The 16,862-nt window shown below is 53.4% G+C and carries 14 protein-coding genes and 2 pseudogenes; 10 read left to right on the top strand and 6 right to left on the bottom strand.

Features of this window, described 5'->3' with window-relative positions:
- Nucleotides 1-30: 30 nt before the first annotated feature.
- Entirely contained in the window at nucleotides 31-1,284 is a 1,254-nt protein-coding gene (locus VN24_RS06030) for a molybdopterin-dependent oxidoreductase (RefSeq protein ID WP_045669649.1), read from the bottom strand.
- A gap of 311 nt (nucleotides 1,285-1,595) precedes the next feature.
- The gene (locus tag VN24_RS06025; protein WP_045669648.1) at nucleotides 1,596-1,985 is read right to left on the bottom strand and encodes a hypothetical protein; all 390 of its coding nucleotides are present in this window, start codon (nucleotides 1,983-1,985) and stop codon (nucleotides 1,596-1,598) included.
- A gap of 227 nt (nucleotides 1,986-2,212) precedes the next feature.
- Between VN24_RS06025 and VN24_RS06020 the strand changes: the two genes are divergently transcribed.
- From VN24_RS06020 to VN24_RS05995, 6 genes are all read left to right on the top strand, one after another.
- Nucleotides 2,213-3,973, top strand: coding sequence for a sensor histidine kinase (locus VN24_RS06020; protein ID WP_045669647.1), 1,761 nt, complete (start codon nucleotides 2,213-2,215; stop codon nucleotides 3,971-3,973).
- Between the two features lie 14 nt (nucleotides 3,974-3,987).
- The gene (locus tag VN24_RS06015; protein WP_045669646.1) at nucleotides 3,988-5,550 is read left to right on the top strand and encodes a response regulator transcription factor; all 1,563 of its coding nucleotides are present in this window, start codon (nucleotides 3,988-3,990) and stop codon (nucleotides 5,548-5,550) included.
- A gap of 95 nt (nucleotides 5,551-5,645) precedes the next feature.
- Nucleotides 5,646-6,977 carry an ABC transporter substrate-binding protein gene (locus VN24_RS06010; RefSeq protein ID WP_045669645.1) on the top strand — a complete coding sequence of 444 codons (1,332 nt, stop codon included), beginning with the start codon at nucleotides 5,646-5,648 and terminating at the stop codon, nucleotides 6,975-6,977.
- A 105-nt stretch (nucleotides 6,978-7,082) separates the two neighbouring features.
- Complete coding sequence (locus VN24_RS06005; RefSeq protein ID WP_238590838.1) at nucleotides 7,083-7,961, top strand: carbohydrate ABC transporter permease; 879 nt, start codon at nucleotides 7,083-7,085, stop codon at nucleotides 7,959-7,961.
- Nucleotides 7,958-8,887: a carbohydrate ABC transporter permease gene (locus tag VN24_RS06000; RefSeq protein WP_338012224.1), complete on the top strand. Its 930-nt coding sequence runs from the start codon at nucleotides 7,958-7,960 to the stop codon at nucleotides 8,885-8,887. The genes VN24_RS06005 and VN24_RS06000 overlap by 4 nt, the downstream gene beginning before the upstream one ends.
- A gap of 175 nt (nucleotides 8,888-9,062) precedes the next feature.
- Nucleotides 9,063-10,175: an S-layer homology domain-containing protein gene (locus VN24_RS05995; RefSeq protein WP_045669643.1), complete on the top strand. Its 1,113-nt coding sequence runs from the start codon at nucleotides 9,063-9,065 to the stop codon at nucleotides 10,173-10,175.
- 129 nt (nucleotides 10,176-10,304) lie between these two features.
- On the opposite strand, the pseudogene VN24_RS05990 reads toward VN24_RS05995, so the two are convergent.
- The 4 genes and pseudogenes from VN24_RS05990 to VN24_RS27635 all read right to left on the bottom strand — a co-directional run.
- Nucleotides 10,305-11,333, bottom strand: a pseudogene (locus VN24_RS05990) (catalase); the annotation flags it as partial.
- Nucleotides 11,334-11,388: 55 nt separating this feature from the next.
- A complete protein-coding gene (locus VN24_RS05985; RefSeq protein WP_045669642.1) occupies nucleotides 11,389-12,639 on the bottom strand; it encodes an RNA-guided endonuclease InsQ/TnpB family protein in 1,251 nt (416 codons plus the stop codon).
- 126 nt (nucleotides 12,640-12,765) lie between these two features.
- Nucleotides 12,766-12,906, bottom strand: a pseudogene (locus VN24_RS26800) (catalase); the annotation flags it as partial.
- 21 nt (nucleotides 12,907-12,927) lie between these two features.
- Nucleotides 12,928-13,146, bottom strand: coding sequence for a redoxin domain-containing protein (locus VN24_RS27635; RefSeq protein WP_045669641.1), 219 nt, complete (start codon nucleotides 13,144-13,146; stop codon nucleotides 12,928-12,930).
- Between VN24_RS27635 and VN24_RS05975 the strand changes: the two genes are divergently transcribed.
- From VN24_RS05975 to VN24_RS05960, 4 genes are all read left to right on the top strand, one after another.
- Nucleotides 13,075-13,620 carry an RNA-guided endonuclease TnpB family protein gene (locus VN24_RS05975; protein WP_338012239.1) on the top strand — a complete coding sequence of 182 codons (546 nt, stop codon included), beginning with the start codon at nucleotides 13,075-13,077 and terminating at the stop codon, nucleotides 13,618-13,620. The two genes, VN24_RS27635 and VN24_RS05975, sit on opposite strands and share 72 nt — an antisense overlap.
- Nucleotides 13,621-14,102: 482 nt before the next feature.
- Nucleotides 14,103-14,822 (top strand): FadR/GntR family transcriptional regulator, encoded by a 720-nt coding sequence (locus VN24_RS05970; RefSeq protein ID WP_045669640.1) that lies wholly within the window; start codon nucleotides 14,103-14,105, stop codon nucleotides 14,820-14,822.
- Nucleotides 14,819-15,286: a tripartite tricarboxylate transporter TctB family protein gene (locus VN24_RS05965; protein ID WP_045669639.1), complete on the top strand. Its 468-nt coding sequence runs from the start codon at nucleotides 14,819-14,821 to the stop codon at nucleotides 15,284-15,286. The genes VN24_RS05970 and VN24_RS05965 overlap by 4 nt, the downstream gene beginning before the upstream one ends.
- Nucleotides 15,287-15,313: 27 nt before the next feature.
- Nucleotides 15,314-16,831 carry a tripartite tricarboxylate transporter permease gene (locus tag VN24_RS05960; RefSeq protein ID WP_045669638.1) on the top strand — a complete coding sequence of 506 codons (1,518 nt, stop codon included), beginning with the start codon at nucleotides 15,314-15,316 and terminating at the stop codon, nucleotides 16,829-16,831.
- Nucleotides 16,832-16,862 lie beyond the last annotated feature (31 nt).

Below are 16,862 nucleotides of genomic sequence, written 5' to 3'. Positions count from 1 at the left end.
GAGTTGTTTTTCTTTGACGCCAGCAGCCTCTTAGATCCACGCATTCTTCGAATATCCTCTTTCTTCCCAGTAGCCGGTATAATCCGGGTCTTCGATCAGCTCAATCCGTTTTACCCATTTAACCGACTTGTAAGCGTACATTTTGGGGACAATCAGCCGGACCGGACCACCCAAATCGTTTGGAATCGGTTTGCCGTCGTGCATGACGGCGATCATTATATCGTCCATATAAGCCTGCTCCAACGTCAACGAATCGGTATAAACGCCGTCGCCCGAATAAAACTTGACCGAGCGCGCGGCCCGCTGGACTCCGGCCATGTCGAGCAGCTCTTTGAGCTTGATGCCTTCCCATGTATTGCTGTACACCGACCAGCCAGTAATACAGTGAAAGTCGCTGACCTGGACGGTGCGTTTCAGCCGGACGAACTGCTCCCAGTTCCAATTCAGCTTGTGATCGACAAGGCCATCCACCGTAAACGACCAGTTGTCGTTATTAAAAGAAGGAATCGGCGTGACGGTGAAGACCCGGAAGTTCCCGCGCGCTCCTCCCCCGGCGGGGATCAAGGAATCCGGCAAAGGCTGCGGCGCAGGGATCAACTGATTTTTGTCCGCCAGTACAAGGTCATTCGTGGAGGACGAACCGCTAAAGCCGCTCAGCGAACTGCCCATCCATTTCAAAAAGGACGGTCCGACGGTAACGGCCAGTCCGACGCCGACCGCTCCTTTAATAAACGAACGCCGGGTATACACAGGTTGGGGGCTTGCGGGCCCCGCAGCGGCAGAGGGGTCCGTTACCGTTTTTCGTTCGAATTTTACCGCGCGGCGGTTCGGTTCCTTCAGCCATTTCGTACGGGTAAGGGAATGGTAAATCATATAGGGAAGACCTACCCACGTCAGCAAATCATGAATGATTAAACCCGCATTGGAGAAGGCCGGCCCTACGGCCCGGTACTGCCACAGCAGAATACCCGAGCCAAACCAGCCGAGCAGAAGGACGAGCACAATCAGCACATTCAATTTCTGCCATGGCCGACTCTTGAGCTGCTTCCAGTGCTTTCCCGCCAGCAGCAAATAATAGATGACCGGCGCGATGGAGGCAAGACCGATGACAATATGCAGCCACTTGATCCACTGTCGCCCGCCTCCGAGCACCTCCCGCCAGAAGCCGCCCAGCAGAATGAGTCCCGTCACAGCCAGGATGACGACGATTCCGCCGTTCCATGCGTGAATGGAGGCCAGCTTTTTACCGTATCCTCTCTGAATTTTACGAAGCCAGTCGCTCATGGAGGGTTACTCACTCCTTTCCGGATGGATAATCCTTATATTACTTGGCAAATCTTACGTTCACCAAAATAAAGTATTACAAAAGGATTACAAAAACGCATTCGTCATCTCAATTTGTTTCTCCTGCTTCTATGCAGCGTGTAGTTAATGAAAACAATCGTCATTGCCGGTACAGGCGTGAGAGCAAACTTGAGTGCAGCGAGGAAATTCGGTTCCGAGAGATTTCGGGGGCGGATTTAATTTGAAGGAAACGCAGAACGCCCCGGACGAAAACTTCCGTCATCCGGGGCGTTCCAGGCGTTGTCAGTCCATTAATAGCCTTGCTCTTTCAACCATGCTTCCGCCTCTTCCTCACTTGTAAAGACGACGGGAGCGATTTCGGATGATTTGGTGCTGCGGGTGAGCTGCATTTTGACGAGGGCGCTTTCGACGATGATGCCGCCTCCGACTTGTCCCTTCTGGTGGGAATAAGCGATCAATTCGTTTAGTATTTCGGTGATGGAAGAGACTTTATATTCCCGGACATCGGAAATAACGACCCATTTCTTCTTTTCGAGGAGAGGGATGACTTTCGTTTTCATATCCTCGACAAAGCGGAGCGCGTCTTCCTCTTTCCAGAAACCGCGCGGCTTTTGATACACAACTCCTCTTGGTACGTCCACATTCAGAACGTACATCTCTTTCGAATCGACGATTTTCATGATCCAAGACACCTCGTTATTTAGATAGAAGCTGTAATATATATCGGAAGAGACGAACCGAATCTGAAGAGGAATCTAACACGGGATGCAAGTTGATGCGTTAACGGCGGTCGGAGGCTTGGCGCGGCGGATCGGTGCAGGAAATAGACGAAATATATCGAATTTATGGTAGCGGAACGGCTCGTTTTTGGGGCAATCGAATCGGTCGGTACAAGGGGACAATGCCAATGTGGCTGAAAAAAAGCTTGCTTGCGAAGCTGCTGGTCGGAATGCTCGTGGCGGCGGTTATCCCGTTCATGATCTCCGTTATACTGTCGTATCGGACGACTTCCGCATCGGTAGAGCGCCAAGTGATCGAGCTGAATCAGAACGCGATGGAAAGCAGCATTTTTTATATCAAGCGCTATTTGAACGATTTGAACCACACCTCCGTTACCTTCTACCATGACCAGACGCTGATGCGCTACTTGAGATCGAAGCAGTCCGTCTCTTATCAGACGCTTTATATTACGGATCAAGTGGCGGCCGTCTACAACATCCGGCCGGAATTCCGCGCGGTGCACTATACGAGCGCTTTAACGGGCGAAACGTTTATCAAGTCGGACATAAGCAAAATGGGGGCCGACGTTCCGCTGATCCGGCAGACGATTCAAAGCAGCGGCAATGAAGCCTGGCACGATAACCAGCGCTTTGAGGTCGTTTCGGTGGAAGGAGAGAGCTTGCTCGCCTATCACAAGCGCATCGTCGATTATCCGGACTCGAAGGTGCTCGGACTCCTTTCCTTATATGTCGGCACGGATGAAATCGGACGCTTGATCAGTCCGCTCTACGTCTCGAAGACACCGGAATCTGAAAGCGCTTTTTTATTCATTGACCAAGACTTTAAATTGTTGTACGGTTCCGGTACGAATGCGTCTTTGGAGTGGCAAAAAGGCCTTGCACGGAAAATGAACGGCGAGCGGGGAACGTTTGCCGGAAAAATCAACGATCGCAGCGGCGTGTTTATTTATGTGAAAAGCAGCTACATGGATGTGCCGTTAACGATGGTGAAGTTTGTCGCTTCATCGGTCATCAATGAGTCGGCGAACCGGACGCTCAATCAGTCGCTGGCCATTCAGCTCATGGCGGTTGCCCTTGTGATCGTGCTCGCTTCCTTCCTGGCCTATGTGCTGATCGCGCCGCTCAAGAGACTTGTGCGCAGCATCGCCCAAGTTCAGCTCGGCAACTTCGAGGTAAAGCCCGTCCCGATCCGGATGGATGAGCTTGGCGTGCTGGAGCACCGCTTTCAATCGATGGTCCGAAGCTTGGACGATCTGATGAACCGGGAGTACCGGAACCGGTTGGAGCTGACGACGGCCCGTCTTAAGATGCTGCAGGCGCAGATCAACCCGCATTTTTTGTATAACACGCTGCAGTCGATCGGCACGCTCGCGCTTCGCAACGGCTCTGAGGAGATCAGCGACAAAATCGCCGAGCTCGGCACCATCTTGCGCTACAGCATGGATTTGGAAACCGAAATCGTGCCGCTGCAAAAAGAGATCGAACATATCGAGCATTACCTGTCGCTGCAAACGGGACGGTTTAAAAGCAAGCTGAGCTACACGCTTTCTTGTCCGCCGGGCGCGCTGCAGGTGCAGGTGCCGAAAATGATTTTGCAGCCGCTCGTGGAAAACAGCATCGTGCACGGCATTGAGAAGGGGACCGGATCGGGGGTGCTGCACATCGGAATTGAGCTCCGCCCGAATCGGGAGCTCTGCATCCGGATCATCGATAACGGCAAAGGGATAAGCGCCGATACGATCGAGCGCATCAGACGGGAATATGCGGGACGCAAGCACGTGAACGATCGGCAGAGCGGGATCGGGCTGATCAATGTGCTGCAGCGGATGCGTCTCCGCTACGAACAAGGCTTCGATTGGGAGATCGAGAGTATCCCTTACGAGGCGACCGTTATTACGCTTTGGTTACCGCTTGATCATCCGGCTTAAGAGGAGGACGCGAAGTGAAAGTATTAATTGTGGACGACGAGGAACATGTCAGGGAGGGCATTGAGCTTGCCGTTGACTGGGACCAATTCGGCATTGCCGAACGGTTGACGGCGGAGAACGGCATCGAGGCGATGGAGATGATCCGCCTTCATAAACCGGCTGTTTTGTTTTGCGACATGAGCATGCCGGGCATGGACGGCACGGAGCTGCTCCGCTTGCTCCGCGAGGAGAGCTGGGATACGCAGGTCATCGTCGTCAGCGGCTATGATCATTATTCCTATACGAGAGCGGCTTTGCGGGCGGACGGCGTCGATTATTTGCTCAAGCCGTTTCGCAAAAGCGATCTGGAGCAGGCGCTTGCGCGCGCGGTGAAGGCTTGGAAGCGGCAGGAGTCGACTCTGCGCGAGGAACGCGAGCGAGGGCATAAGCTGCGGCAGGCGGATGCGCTGCTCGACGAGCACAAGCTCGCCGCCTATTTTAAAGGAGAGACCTCCTTTCATGACGGGATCCGCGAAATTTTCTACAAAATCGGGCTGTCCGTTCAGCACGTCGGCGTCGCATTCGTGCTGCCCTGCAACCGGAGCGCGCTTGTGGACCGGCGCTATTTCGGCGACGGGGAGCTGTTTTACTTTGCGGTCAACAATATTGCCCATGAAACGTTAACGCCGCTCGGCTCCCATTATTTGTGCCGGCTGGACGATTACCAGTGGATGCTGCTGGTCTCCCCTGAGCGCGGGCCCCGCACTGCCGATGAATACCGCCGCTATATGAACCGGGTTACAGAGGCGTGGCGGCAAACGCTCGGACTCGAAACGCTTATCGGCTTAAGCGGCGCGGGCGCATCGGCGGATACGCTGCCGGCTGCCATCGGTGCGTCGCGTTCGTCGCTGCTCAAATGCGACCTTCTCGCCTCCGGCTCCCCATCCAAGCCGGGCAAGGAAGCGCCGCGCCTTGCGGATCAATACATCCTGCTGCAGGCGGCCATGAAAAACGGCAATAAGGCGTATGCGGCCGAGATCATTCGCTCGTTTACCGGCATGCTGCGCCAGCGGGGGACGCTGACGCTCAAGGAATTGCAGGTGTATACGCTCGAGGCCAACGTCTTATTGGAACGGGCAAGCCGCCCGGGCATGTCGGGCAACGATGACGCGGATTTTTCAATGCCGCAGTGGATCGGCGATTTGAATGAATGGGAGCGGCTGTTCATCCAGACGTGGTGGCGCCTAATGGAACAAGGAGCGGGCGATGGCGGCAGCCGGGGAATCGAGACGATCCGGCAATATATCCTTGAACATTTTCAGGAGGATCTGTCCTTGTCGACGCTCTCCGAGCGCTTTCACTTCAGCCCTCAGTATATCGCCAAGAAGTTCAAGGAACTGTATCACACGACCGTCATGACGTATCTGACCGAGCTGCGTGTGGAGAAGGCCGGCTCTCTCCTTGCGCATACCGATATGCCGGTCGCGGAAATGGCGTCGGTACTCGGATATGCGGACGAAAATTATTTCGGCAAAGTGTTCAAGAAGCATACCGGCTTGTCACCGCTGCAGTTCCGCAAGCAGCGCAGACATTCATAGATTCCTCTTTTTGGCGAAAATCGTCACTGCCGTTCTTGCCGGGAACCCGTTACACTTGTTTTGTAAGCGATTTCTTTTCTAGGGGGATTAGGTCGATGCGTAAACGGTTGGAAGTGGTGCGTCAACGGATGACGGTCGGTATCGCCGCAGTGGTGCTCCTGACGGGGCTTGCCGGCTGTGCCGGAGGGAGCGAGCCGAACGAAAGCGGCGAAGCGCAGCAGAGCGGTACGACAAACGAAAGCGGCGGCGGCACTTCGGCAGCGGGCAATGAAAAAATTACGATCAAGTTGATGCAGTTTAAAATCGAAATTACCGACAAAGTGAAAGCGATGGCTGCCGACTATATGGCGGAGCACCCGAACGTTGTGATCGAGACGCAGGTGACGAAGGACTACGAGACGCTGCTCAAAACCCGTTTCGCTTCCGGAGACGAACCGGACGTGTTCATGACCAAGGCGTTTACGGATATTGCCGATTGGTCCGACAAATTGGCCGATCTGTCGAATGAGCCGTGGATGGCCAGCGTCTCTCCTTCCGCCGTCGACGGAATGACCGTAAACGGCCAGAAGCTGGGCTTCCCGGTCGCGTTTGAAGGCTACGGCTTTATTTATAATAAGGACCTGTTTGCAAAAGCGGGCATCGATCAGGTGCCAACGACGCTGACGGAGCTGAAGCAGGCGAACGAGAAGCTGAAGGCGGCGAATATTTCGTCCTATACCGAGGGCTACAAGGAATGGTGGGTGCTCGGCCAGCACCTGTTCAATCTGCCGTTTGCCTACGAGAAGGATCCCGTCGCATCCATCGATAAAATCAACAAAGGCGAAATAAAAGTGAGCGACATCGCGAACATGAACGGCTTCTTCGATGTGCTCGATCAGACCGTCACATACGGTAAAGGCGCGGAGTCGGTCGGATCCAGCTACGACAACCAGGTATCGGATTTCGCCTCGGGTAAAACAGCGATGATGCAGCAGGGCGTCTGGACGATCGATTCGATTGTGAAAATCAACCCGGACATTAAGATGGGCATGTTTGCGATTCCGCTGAACGATACGGCCGCCGATACGAAAATGCCGGTCGGCGTTCCGGGCTACTATGTCATCAACAAGAACGCCAAAAACCTCGACGAATGCAAAAAGTTTCTGACCTGGCTCCACGACAACGGCCAAAAGTACCTGGTCGATTCCTTCAAGCTCATCCCGGCGTTCACCGATCTGAAAACGACGCCGGAGCTTGGCCCCCTTGCCGCGGATTTGAGCGCTTACGTCGAGAAGAATCAGACGATTCCGTGGGCGCACACGCTGTGGCCGACGGGCGCGAACCAGGAGTTTGCCAAGCCGCTGCAGGCTTATGTGGGCGGCATGCTGAGCAAGGAGAAAACGCTGGAAGAGGTTCAAAAGATTTGGGATGACCGGGTGAAAAAATAAACAGGTGAACGGTGCGGCGCACCGCGTGCCGGGAGGAAGCGTGCCAAGCGCACCTCTCCCGGTGCGCCCTCGTGCATCTTAATCGAGAGAAAGGAGGAGAGAGCGGTGAGTAAAACGAAAGCCCGCCATATGGCTGCATATACGGCGTTTGTTGCGCCGGCGGTACTCTTTTTTATCCTGATCATCGTCATTCCGTTCTTCAGGGCGATCCTGTTCTCGTTTCAGGATTGGAACGGAATCAGCAGCCATATCCGCTGGGCGGGATGGAGCAATTATACGAAGCTCATGCACGATTCCGGATTTGGCAAATCGTTTGTTTTTACGTTCAAATACGTCATTGCCACTACCATTCTCCTTAACGTTCTGGGGCTGCTTCTCGCGCTGGTCCTGAATATGGCGCTGCGGACGAAAAATGTGCTGCGGACGGCTTTCTTCCTGCCTTATGTGATCGGTCCGGTCATTATCGGCTTTATTTGGCAGTTTATCATTACCGGCTTGTTCCCTGAAATCGGCAAAGCGACGGGCCTGGCCCTGTTCCAGAAAAACTGGCTCAGCCTCCCCGACCACTCCTTCTGGTCGCTCGTCATCGTAACGGTATGGCATTCGGCGGGCTACTTCATGGTCATTTACTTGGCGGCTCTGCAGGGTGTGCCGAAGGATCTGCTCGAAGCGGCCGAAATGGACGGAGCGGGACGGTACCTCCGCTTCTGGCACGTGCTGCTGCCGCTCATCCGGCCGGCGATGACGATCAATCTGTTTCTGGCCATTTCGAACGGCTTCAAAGCGTTCGACCTCAACTTCGCATTAACGAGGGGCGGGCCGTTCGGGACGACGGAATCGCTCGCTTATCATATTTATTTGGACGCATTCGCGAAAAACCTGTTTACGTACGCATCGGCCAAAGCCGTCGTGTTCTTCCTCGTGCTGGCCTCGATCACCTTGGTGCAGGTCGCGGCGATGAAACGAAGGGAGGTGGAATTGTGAAGCTCGCAAAGCAGGCACCTCAGCTCCAACAACCGGCAGAGCAGGCGGGGCAAGCGATGCAGATCAAGCAAGCAACGGTCAAACGGGCAAACCGGACCGGCGCCCCGTATACGCCCGGCATGCTGATCCTCGAGCTGCTGATGATCGCGCTTGCGGTCGCGTTCTTTTTTCCGCTGTATATTACGTTTGTCAACGGGCTGAAAACATATCAGGAAGTCGTTGTCTCAACCGTCTCGCTGCCGCATGTATTCCAGTTCAAAAACTTCGGAACCGTCTGGAAGCAAATTAATTTCCTGGGGGTATTCATCAATTCCCTCATCGTAACCGTCGTTTCCGTAGGCGGCATTCTGCTTATCAGCTCGGCCGCGGCCTATCAATTGGTGCGCCGGCCCGGCCGGATCAGCCAGATCATCTTCCTTGCCATTCTGTCTTCGCTCGTCATCCCGTTCCAGACGATGATGGTTCCGCTCGTCAAAGTGGCCAAAGATATGGGGCTGATCGATACGCTGTACGGCCTCATCATCATGTACTGGGGCTTTGGCATCCCGCTTGCCCTCTTCCTGTATCACGGCTTCATCAAGTCGATTCCGCGGGAGCTGGAGGAGGCGGCCCATATCGACGGCAGCGGCACTGCTGGGGTTTACTTCCGCATACTGCTGCCGCTTCTGAAGCCGATTACGACGACGATCGCCATTCTGCAGGCGCTTTGGATCTGGAACGATTTTCTGCTGCCGCTTATTACGCTGAACGCCAAGGAAAATCAGACGATTCCGCTCGCCGCATCCGTTTATTTCGGGCAGTATACGAATGAATGGCATTTGGCGATGGCGGCGCTGACGATGGCGATCATCCCGATCATTCTGTTCTTCCTGTCGATGCAGCGTTATATTATTCAGGGCATTACGGCCGGCGCTGTGAAGGGATAAAGAGGATATGGATTCGCCAATAGAATCAAGGAAAGTCAATGCCCATCCGGCTGCTTTAACCAGCACCGGGTGGGTTTATTATTGATTGGGATGCAGATAAGAGTCCAAAACCGGGCTTGCAATGCGAAAAGTATACAGTAGCAAAACAAGTCTGGTTCAAAAAGGAGGTCAACAGATGAGAACGAAAACAAACAGGAGGCCGGGGCAAATATCGGTGCGCTTGCTTGGGCTGCTGCTGCTCGTTGCCTTCGCCTGCCCTTTCACGACGTTTGCCGAAACGCAAACGCAAACCGCGCTCGATGTACAGCTGATCGCCGACCAGGATAAGGTGGCTCCGGGCGGGGAGGCGTCGTTTCATTTGCTCGTACATAATGGCGTCGGCGAAGCGGTATCGAAAGCAAGCATTAACCTTTTTGTCCCTTTGGAACTGGAAGTAAGCTCGGCGGGCGAAGCCAAGTGGCTTGCCGAACTGAGAACGCTGCAGTGGAGCGTGAACGATATACCGGCGAACGGCACCGCCGCTTTCGATTTCAACCTGAAGGTCGGAGCAGACGTGCAGGCGGGTACTTCGATTGCCATAAGCGGCACAGCCCAATCGGATTCGGGGGTGTCGGTGACGATTCCCGCCGTCCGGCTGGAAGCGGGTCCGCAGACGGACCAGCCGTTCTTTAAAGGCTATCCGGACGGCAAGTTCCATCCCGAATTCAATCTGAGCCGGGCGGAAGCGGCGGCGGTTATCGCCCGCATCAAAAACCTCGAAATAAAGCCGGACCCGCCCGTCCAATACGCCGATGTATACGAAAGCCACTGGGCTCGCGATTATATCGTCAAAGTGACGCAGGAAGGGTACATGCAAGGAAGCGGCGGCAAATTCCGGCCGGACGAGCCGATTACGCGGGCGGAAATGACCGCGCTCATTTTGCGGCTGCGCGGAATTCATCCCGTTCCGCTGCCTTCCTTCGGCGACGTAGACGGCCACTGGGCGCAGGATTTGGTCGGCACCGCCAAAACGCTCGGAATGGTGGACGGTCTCACAGCCATCGCGTTCGAACCGGACCAATTTCTGCGGCGCGACGAGGCGGCCAAGCTGATCGATATCGGGCTGTCCAGAGGTCCGCTTGCCGATGGCAAAACAGAGGTCGTGCAGCATTTTCCCGACGTCGATCGTACGCATTGGGCGTTCGGCTGGATCGAGGAAGCGTCTGTTATAGCTCATGAAGGCGAGTACGCCGAGCTCGGCAAAGAATCGTTAATCCGGTACTTGCCGGAGCAGACCGAGGAGATGTAAGGGCCCGGATTGCTTATAGTAAATGCGCTAGTGAAGAAAGATATCATTTTCTCCACTAGCGCATTTTTTTCCATATCAACGAATTAAACGTTAACAACCTGCCGCATCAGCCTCGGTCTATTCGAGTGATTAAACGCCTTGCGGTACGGGAAGGCCAAGCCCCTCGGCGACACGTTGTCCATATTCCGGATCGGCTTTATAGAAGTGTTCGATTTGACGGAGTTTAATTTCGTCTCGTTCAACAGGTTTCATGGCACCGACAATGTTTTGGATCAGACGTGTCCGTTCCTCTTCACTCAACAAACGGTATAAGTCACCGGCTTGCGTATAATGATCGTCATGGTCATAGGCAACGCTGTCGGCCAGACCGGATACCACGAAAGGAGCCGGCTTGTTTTGAGGAGATTCGGTTGATCCGCCGTAGCTGTTCGGTTCATAGTAAACCGAAGCCCCGCCGTTGTTGTCAAATCGCATTTGCCCGTCGCGCTGATAATTATTCACTTCTGCTACCGGACGGTTGATCGGCAGCGCATTATGATTAGCGCCAACGCGGTAACGGTGAGCGTCGGAGTATGCGAAGAGACGGCCTTGCAGCATTTTATCCGGTGAAGCTTCGATACCCGGCACAAACGATCCCGGAGAAAATGTTGCCTGTTCAACTTCGGCAAAATAGTTTTCCGGATTTCTGTCCAATACCATGCGGCCCACTTCGATTAACGGGTAGTCCTTCTGAGACCATACCTTCGTTACATCGAATGGATCAAAACGATAGGTGCTTGCATCTTCTAACGGCATGATTTGAACATACAATTTCCATTCCGGGAAGTCGCCATTCTCAATGGCGTTGAATAAATCCTCGAGATGATAATCCGGATTTTCACCGGCAAGCTTGGAGGCGAGGTCGACATCAAGGTTTTTTATACCTTGTTCCGTTTTGAAATGATATTTCACCCATACGCTTTGACCTTCGGCATTCACCCATTTAAAGGTGTGGCTGCCAAAACCATGCATATGTCGGAGTGTTGCCGGAATTCCGCGATCGGACATTAAAATGGTCACTTGATGCAATGATTCAGGAGATAAAGACCAGAAATCCCAGACCGCATTCGGGTTTTTCAAGTGTGTTTGCGGATGGCGTTTTTGCGTATGATTGAAGTCTCCCGCCACCTACGGGCAGCCCCCTTAGGGGTGGGGGATTCAAACGTTCCAAGTCTTAGCCGACAAGGATACGCTTCGGATGCTTCAAGCACCCATTATCCCTTGCTGAACGAATCAGATCAGGACTACCTTTTTGCTTCATGTATTTCCGCAATATATTCAGACTTCCATTTACATCCGCATTGATTACAAGTCCCATATTCGATACGAATAGCCCGCGATGAATCCGGCGCTCCGGCGCATACGATTTCTGCGAAATGTTTTCTTCGTCCAAAGCCGAACAACCGCTCGTGTAGGCTTCATTCTGACTGGTTACCTTAATCCCAGCGAGCTTTGCCTTATAGGTGATCAAATCAACGAAGCGGGCATGAGGGATTTGGACAAACATTTTGCATGGATGTTCTTGCTTGATGCCTTTCATCTTGCCGATGACGATCGTGCGGCATTGATGCTCCACAGCCAGATCTACGATCTGCCGGCTGGCTTGATGCAGAAAGTTATGGACATACCGGTTTCGTTTCCCCTGCAGAGAACGAATGCGTCGGGTGCGGATGAAGTCCTCGCTCGTTCCGGTTTGCTTCATGACGATGGAGGTCAGACGCGCGATTTCTTTGTTGTAGTAGCTGTTTTTGCTCTTCAAGGGCTTTCCGTTGATGAGGTAACTGTCCTCGCCTTCCAGGAACGTGAGCGCAGCCAAATTATCGACGCCCAAATCAATGGACATGGTGTTGGTAAAGGTCTTCGGAAGTACCCGTTCTTTCTGTTTGTAGATCATCACCATCTCCCATGTACGGAGGCTTTGCCGCCATTGGAATCGAATCTGCTGAAGGGTGGTGACGTCAAACGGCATGTTGTCCGGATCAAGGACAACATGAAAACTGTCAACCTGATGACGTTCCTGCATCTTCTTCGATAACGATAGCTTGAGCACATTCTCCTGTAAGCGAATCGCAAACTTGGTGAAAATGATTTCATTCTTGCGATTGTTGACGTGCTTGTACTTGGGAGGCTGGGGGGTGCCTTTATATTTATGCGGGTTCTTCTTGAAATCTTTGCTGGAAGCAAAGAAGCTCTTCCAGTTTTGCTCCACCATTTTCAGACATTGCTGGTAGGTATGCGAGTGGAGATAATCGTGGTGCCAATTCGACTTTAGTTCTTTCTCCAGTTTCACGTAGGGAAGGAACCCTTCTTCCCGGCACCGGTGATTGGCGATATTGTAGAGCTTGGTCGTATGAAAAGCCAAATCTTCCAAAATAGAAAGTTGCTCCGCAGTGAGGCTTGGCGACCACTTGTAGACCAATTTCACTTTGTTTCACCTCCTTCACCAATATTTTACCACAAAACGAAACGTATGTTCTTACAAAAAAACACAGAAAGTCAAAAAAACCGCATTCATCTCACCACCTGTAGAGGAGGGAGTCTTCTGCGGTTAATTGATAAAATCGGGGAATTTAATCGCATCACGAATGAAGAAAACAGGGGTATTGTTGCCAACTAAGTCATAATTTCCTTCTTCTGTGCAGAATTTTACGGCAAATCCGCGCGGATCACGTACGGTATCGGCAGAACCGAGTTAACCGGCACCCGATTGCTGCTAATGGAGTGTCCGGTCAGCCATCTTAGCTATTGATAAGTTCCCGATTTTGCCTTCCAGCAAAGTCTGGTCAAGCGCCCCCAATACGCCGTCCACAATGATTCCATCTTTATTGATAAAGAAAGTGGACGGAATCGGGCGAATCTCATATTTCTGCGCAGCTTCTCCCTCCTTGTCGAGCAGGACGGGCAGAGCAAGTGCAAAAAAGGCAGCCGTCAATGGAAAAAATACAACCGGGCGATGAAATACATATTGAGCAAAAGCTACCGTCAATTAAGCGACGCGATCCACAAAACGACACGGAATTTTGTACAGTGGTGCACGGAAAACGAAGTGAAGGAAGTCGTCGTCGGTCAAGTGGAAGGCGTACAGCGCAACACGAAGAAGAAGCGAAGAAAAGTCGTGAATCAAAAACTTTCCAACTGGCGGTTTGGCCAAATCCTGAAGCTGCTTGCCTACAAGCTTGAAGAACACGGGACTCAGATCCATCGGATCGACGAAAGTTTCACGAGTCAACAATGTCCTTGTTGCGGTAGAAGGAAGAAGACTTCTACAAGAGTGTATATCTGTACCTGCGGCTATACGGAGCATCGTGATGTTCACGGCAGCAAAGGGATATTGTCCAAACATCTCCATGGAGATATAAGGTACCTGGGCAAAACCAAAAAGATCAAGTATCTACGGATCGCGTAAAGCGAGAAGTAGTAGAAGGTGAGTTCCCACCCACTTGCAAAAGTGTTGCTTACTGAACCAATCCACCGGGATTCTCCGCTGCATGCAGCGAAAGACGGCAGCAAACCTGCTGTTTTGCAGAGACCTGTAGGCATTCAATGATCTGGCCCACTCCTTTACAGCAACTGCAAAAAATTGTATTGAAATCCGTAATAACGACTGATATAATATTGATTATTCAAAGCGAAATAGTATGTATAATGAGTGCTGACCTGATCGCAGGAGGCCTTTTCCGATGGGTGAACCATCATAGGAGAAGGTCTCTTTTTTCATGGAAAAAAGAGCTTGTAAACGTCCTGATCTGCGTCCGACATGCATATTTTTTTTAGATCAGGTGGTCGGACCACACCACCTCCGACCTCCGCTGACCGGACTCATCGGCGCAAAAGGGCCGTCTTTCCTCATATGCAGGCAATTGGAGCAAGGAGGTAATCGTAAGCGCGATGCACGATTTTTTCACTCTCGACCGCAGCAGCGTGTCCAATCAGGTGGTCGACCATTTTAAGCGGCTTATACAGGGCAATAAGCTGAAGGCGGGAGAAAAGCTTCCGGCAGAAAGGGAGCTGGCCCGGCAGTTGAACGTGAGCCGGAACTCGATACGGGAATCGTATAAAATTCTCGCCACACTCGGGTTTATTGAAATTAAACACGGGCTGGGGGTATTCGTCAGCGAGCATAACGAAAATTTGGACTCTCTCGCCTCGAATTTTCTGGTGCGGAGCCATCAATTCGCCGATCTGTTCGAAATTCGCAAGCTGCTTGAAACGCAGGGCGTCGAATGGGTCATCCAGCGCTCAACCGACCGGCAAATAGCCGCCCTGGATGACTTCGTGACCGGCACGATCGGGGCCGTGCTAAACGGACCGGTCGACGCGCAGGAGCTCGCTTACCGGGATCAGCGGTTTCATCTAACGCTTGCGCAGCTATCCGGCAATTCCGTCACCTACCGGATTATGCAGCATTTGACGGATCTGCTCAGCGACGTCCGGACCGAGGCGGCCAAATTGCCCAAACGGATCGAGCAGTCATGGGAGGAGCATGCGTGCATCATGGCGGCGCTCAAACAACGGGACTCAGACGCGGCCAAAGCCGCCATGATGCGTCATTTGAGCAGCATGGAACATGCGCTTGGCTTGACAGCTTCGGGAGGAGAAATGCCATGAATCGAAACGGCAACAAGTTTACCGCCGACCGTATCGGCGGAATCGCGACGGTCATTATCGGGGGGATAACGTTAACCGAATCAGCACGGCTCTACGCCTATCGGACGGACGTTCTCATCGGCGATCATGTGCTCCCCGCCATTGTGGGCATTCTTCTGTGCCTGCTCGGCCTGGCGCTGACGCTCAAGAAGCCGGAGGAGAGGGCGCCGGAGCCGTTTCCGAAAGGCAAATCGCTGTTTGTTTTGTTCGCCGCTTTCGCCCTGCTCGTGCTATACCGCTATCTCATTCCCGTGACGGGTTATTTTGTCAGCACGCTGCTCGTTTCAGCCGGTTTGTTTAAAGTGATCGGCGCCTACCGGTGGCCGAAAACGCTGCTGTATGCCGGGCTTACTGCGGCTCTGCTGTACGTTATTTTCGTCTACTGGCTCCAAACGCCTTTCCCGGGCGCCATTTTGCATTTTTAAACAACGGAATTTAATGGGGGGGATGGAATGGATTCGCTGAACATGCTGCTGTCCGGCTTTGGCGAGGCGGTAAGCCCGCTTAATCTGCTTATTGCCGCGCTCGGCGCGGCGATCGGGACATTTGTCGGGGTGCTGCCGGGACTAGGCCCGACGTCCGCGATTGCGATTCTGCTCCCGATGACAGCCGTCATCGCGCCCGATCAAGGCATTATTATGATGGCCGGCATTTATTACGGGGCGATGTACGGCGGTTCAACGACGGCGATTTTGCTCAATATTCCCGGCGAAACGTCGTCCGTGCCGACCTGTCTGGACGGATATCCGCTCGCCAAGCAGGGAAAAGCGGGAGCCGCTTTGGGAGTCGCGGCCATCGCTTCTTTTACCGCCGGCTTGATCGGCCTCGTCGGCCTCGTGTTTTTCGCGCCGCTGCTCGCGGACCAGGCATTGAAATTCGGCCCGCCGGAGTATTTCGCTTTAATGATCTTGGCGCTTGCGGTGACCGTCAATATGACCGGTTACTCGCTCGTGAAGTCGCTCATAATGGGCGCGTTCGGATTTTTGGTATCGTTCGTCGGCCTCGGGGCGTCGTCGGGAGTGCCGCGGTTTGATTTCGGCATTGACTCCTGGGTCGGCGGCATCGAAATGACAAGCGTGCTGATCGGGCTGTTTGCGCTCACCGAAGTATTCAAAGGAATCGAAGAGAAGCGGGCGGCGGTCAAGCAGGAGAAGATCGGAAGAAGCTATCCGAGCTTGGCGGAGCTGCGTCAAACATCGGGCCCGATGCTGCGCGGCGGCCTGATCGGCTTCGTATTGGGGCTGCTGCCGGGATGCTCGCCGACCGTTACATCTTTTCTGTCCTACGACGTCGAGAAAAAGATTTCCAAAAACCGCGCCCGCTTCGGAAAAGGAGCGATCGAAGGCGTAGCGGCGCCGGAGGCCGCCAACAACGCAACGAGTTCGGCGGGGTTCATCCCGCTGCTTGCGCTCGGCATTCCGGCTTCGCCGCCGCTTGCCGTGCTGCTTGCCGGTCTGATGATTTACGGCATGGAGCCGGGACCGCTGCTGTTTGAAAAAAATGCCGGTTTCGTCTGGACCGTCATCGCCAGCATGTTTATCGGCAACCTTTTTCTGCTCATCTTGAACCTGCCGATGGTCGGTTTATGGGCGAAGCTGACCAAAGTGCCGTTTCAAGTGATGGGCCCGCTCATCCTGCTGATCAGCTTCATCGGCTCTTACTCCGTGCGCAACAGCTTGTTCGATGTGGGAGTTACGCTCTTCTTCGGAGCGCTCGGTTATCTTTTTCACAAATTCCACTGGCCGGTCATTCCGTTTATATTGTGCCTTGTGCTCGGACCGATGCTGGAGACTTCGTTTATCCAATCCGTGCAAATTTCCGGAGGCAGCCTGGCGATATTCGTTACCCACCCGATCAGCTTGACGATTCTGGTCGCGGCTGCGCTGCTGCTGGCCGTTTCCATTGTGCTCATGCAGCGGACGAAGCGGAGACTGCACCAGGAAGGCGTTCATGAGCTGGAAATCGTTTGAACCGGCAGTTTCGGGCATTTATGCAGCCCGT

The sequence above is a fragment of the Paenibacillus beijingensis genome (genome assembly GCF_000961095.1).
GTDB lineage: Bacteria > Bacillota > Bacilli > Paenibacillales > Paenibacillaceae > Paenibacillus_O > Paenibacillus_O beijingensis.
This window is presented reverse-complemented; position numbering and strand designations above follow the sequence as displayed.

What these genes read in the sequence shown, in the direction of transcription:
- VN24_RS06030 (WP_045669649.1), bottom strand. Translation starts at nt 1,284, where the DNA reads ATGAGCGACTGGCTTCGTAAAATTCAGAGAGGATACGGTAAAAAGCTG.
- VN24_RS06025 (WP_045669648.1), bottom strand. Translation starts at nt 1,985, where the DNA reads ATGAAAATCGTCGATTCGAAAGAGATGTACGTTCTGAATGTGGACGTA.
- VN24_RS06020 (WP_045669647.1), top strand. Translation starts at nt 2,213, where the DNA reads ATGTGGCTGAAAAAAAGCTTGCTTGCGAAGCTGCTGGTCGGAATGCTC.
- VN24_RS06010 (WP_045669645.1), top strand. Translation starts at nt 5,646, where the DNA reads ATGCGTAAACGGTTGGAAGTGGTGCGTCAACGGATGACGGTCGGTATC.
- VN24_RS05995 (WP_045669643.1), top strand. Translation starts at nt 9,063, where the DNA reads ATGAGAACGAAAACAAACAGGAGGCCGGGGCAAATATCGGTGCGCTTG.
- VN24_RS05970 (WP_045669640.1), top strand. Translation starts at nt 14,103, where the DNA reads ATGCACGATTTTTTCACTCTCGACCGCAGCAGCGTGTCCAATCAGGTG.
- VN24_RS05965 (WP_045669639.1), top strand. Translation starts at nt 14,819, where the DNA reads ATGAATCGAAACGGCAACAAGTTTACCGCCGACCGTATCGGCGGAATC.
- VN24_RS05960 (WP_045669638.1), top strand. Translation starts at nt 15,314, where the DNA reads ATGGATTCGCTGAACATGCTGCTGTCCGGCTTTGGCGAGGCGGTAAGC.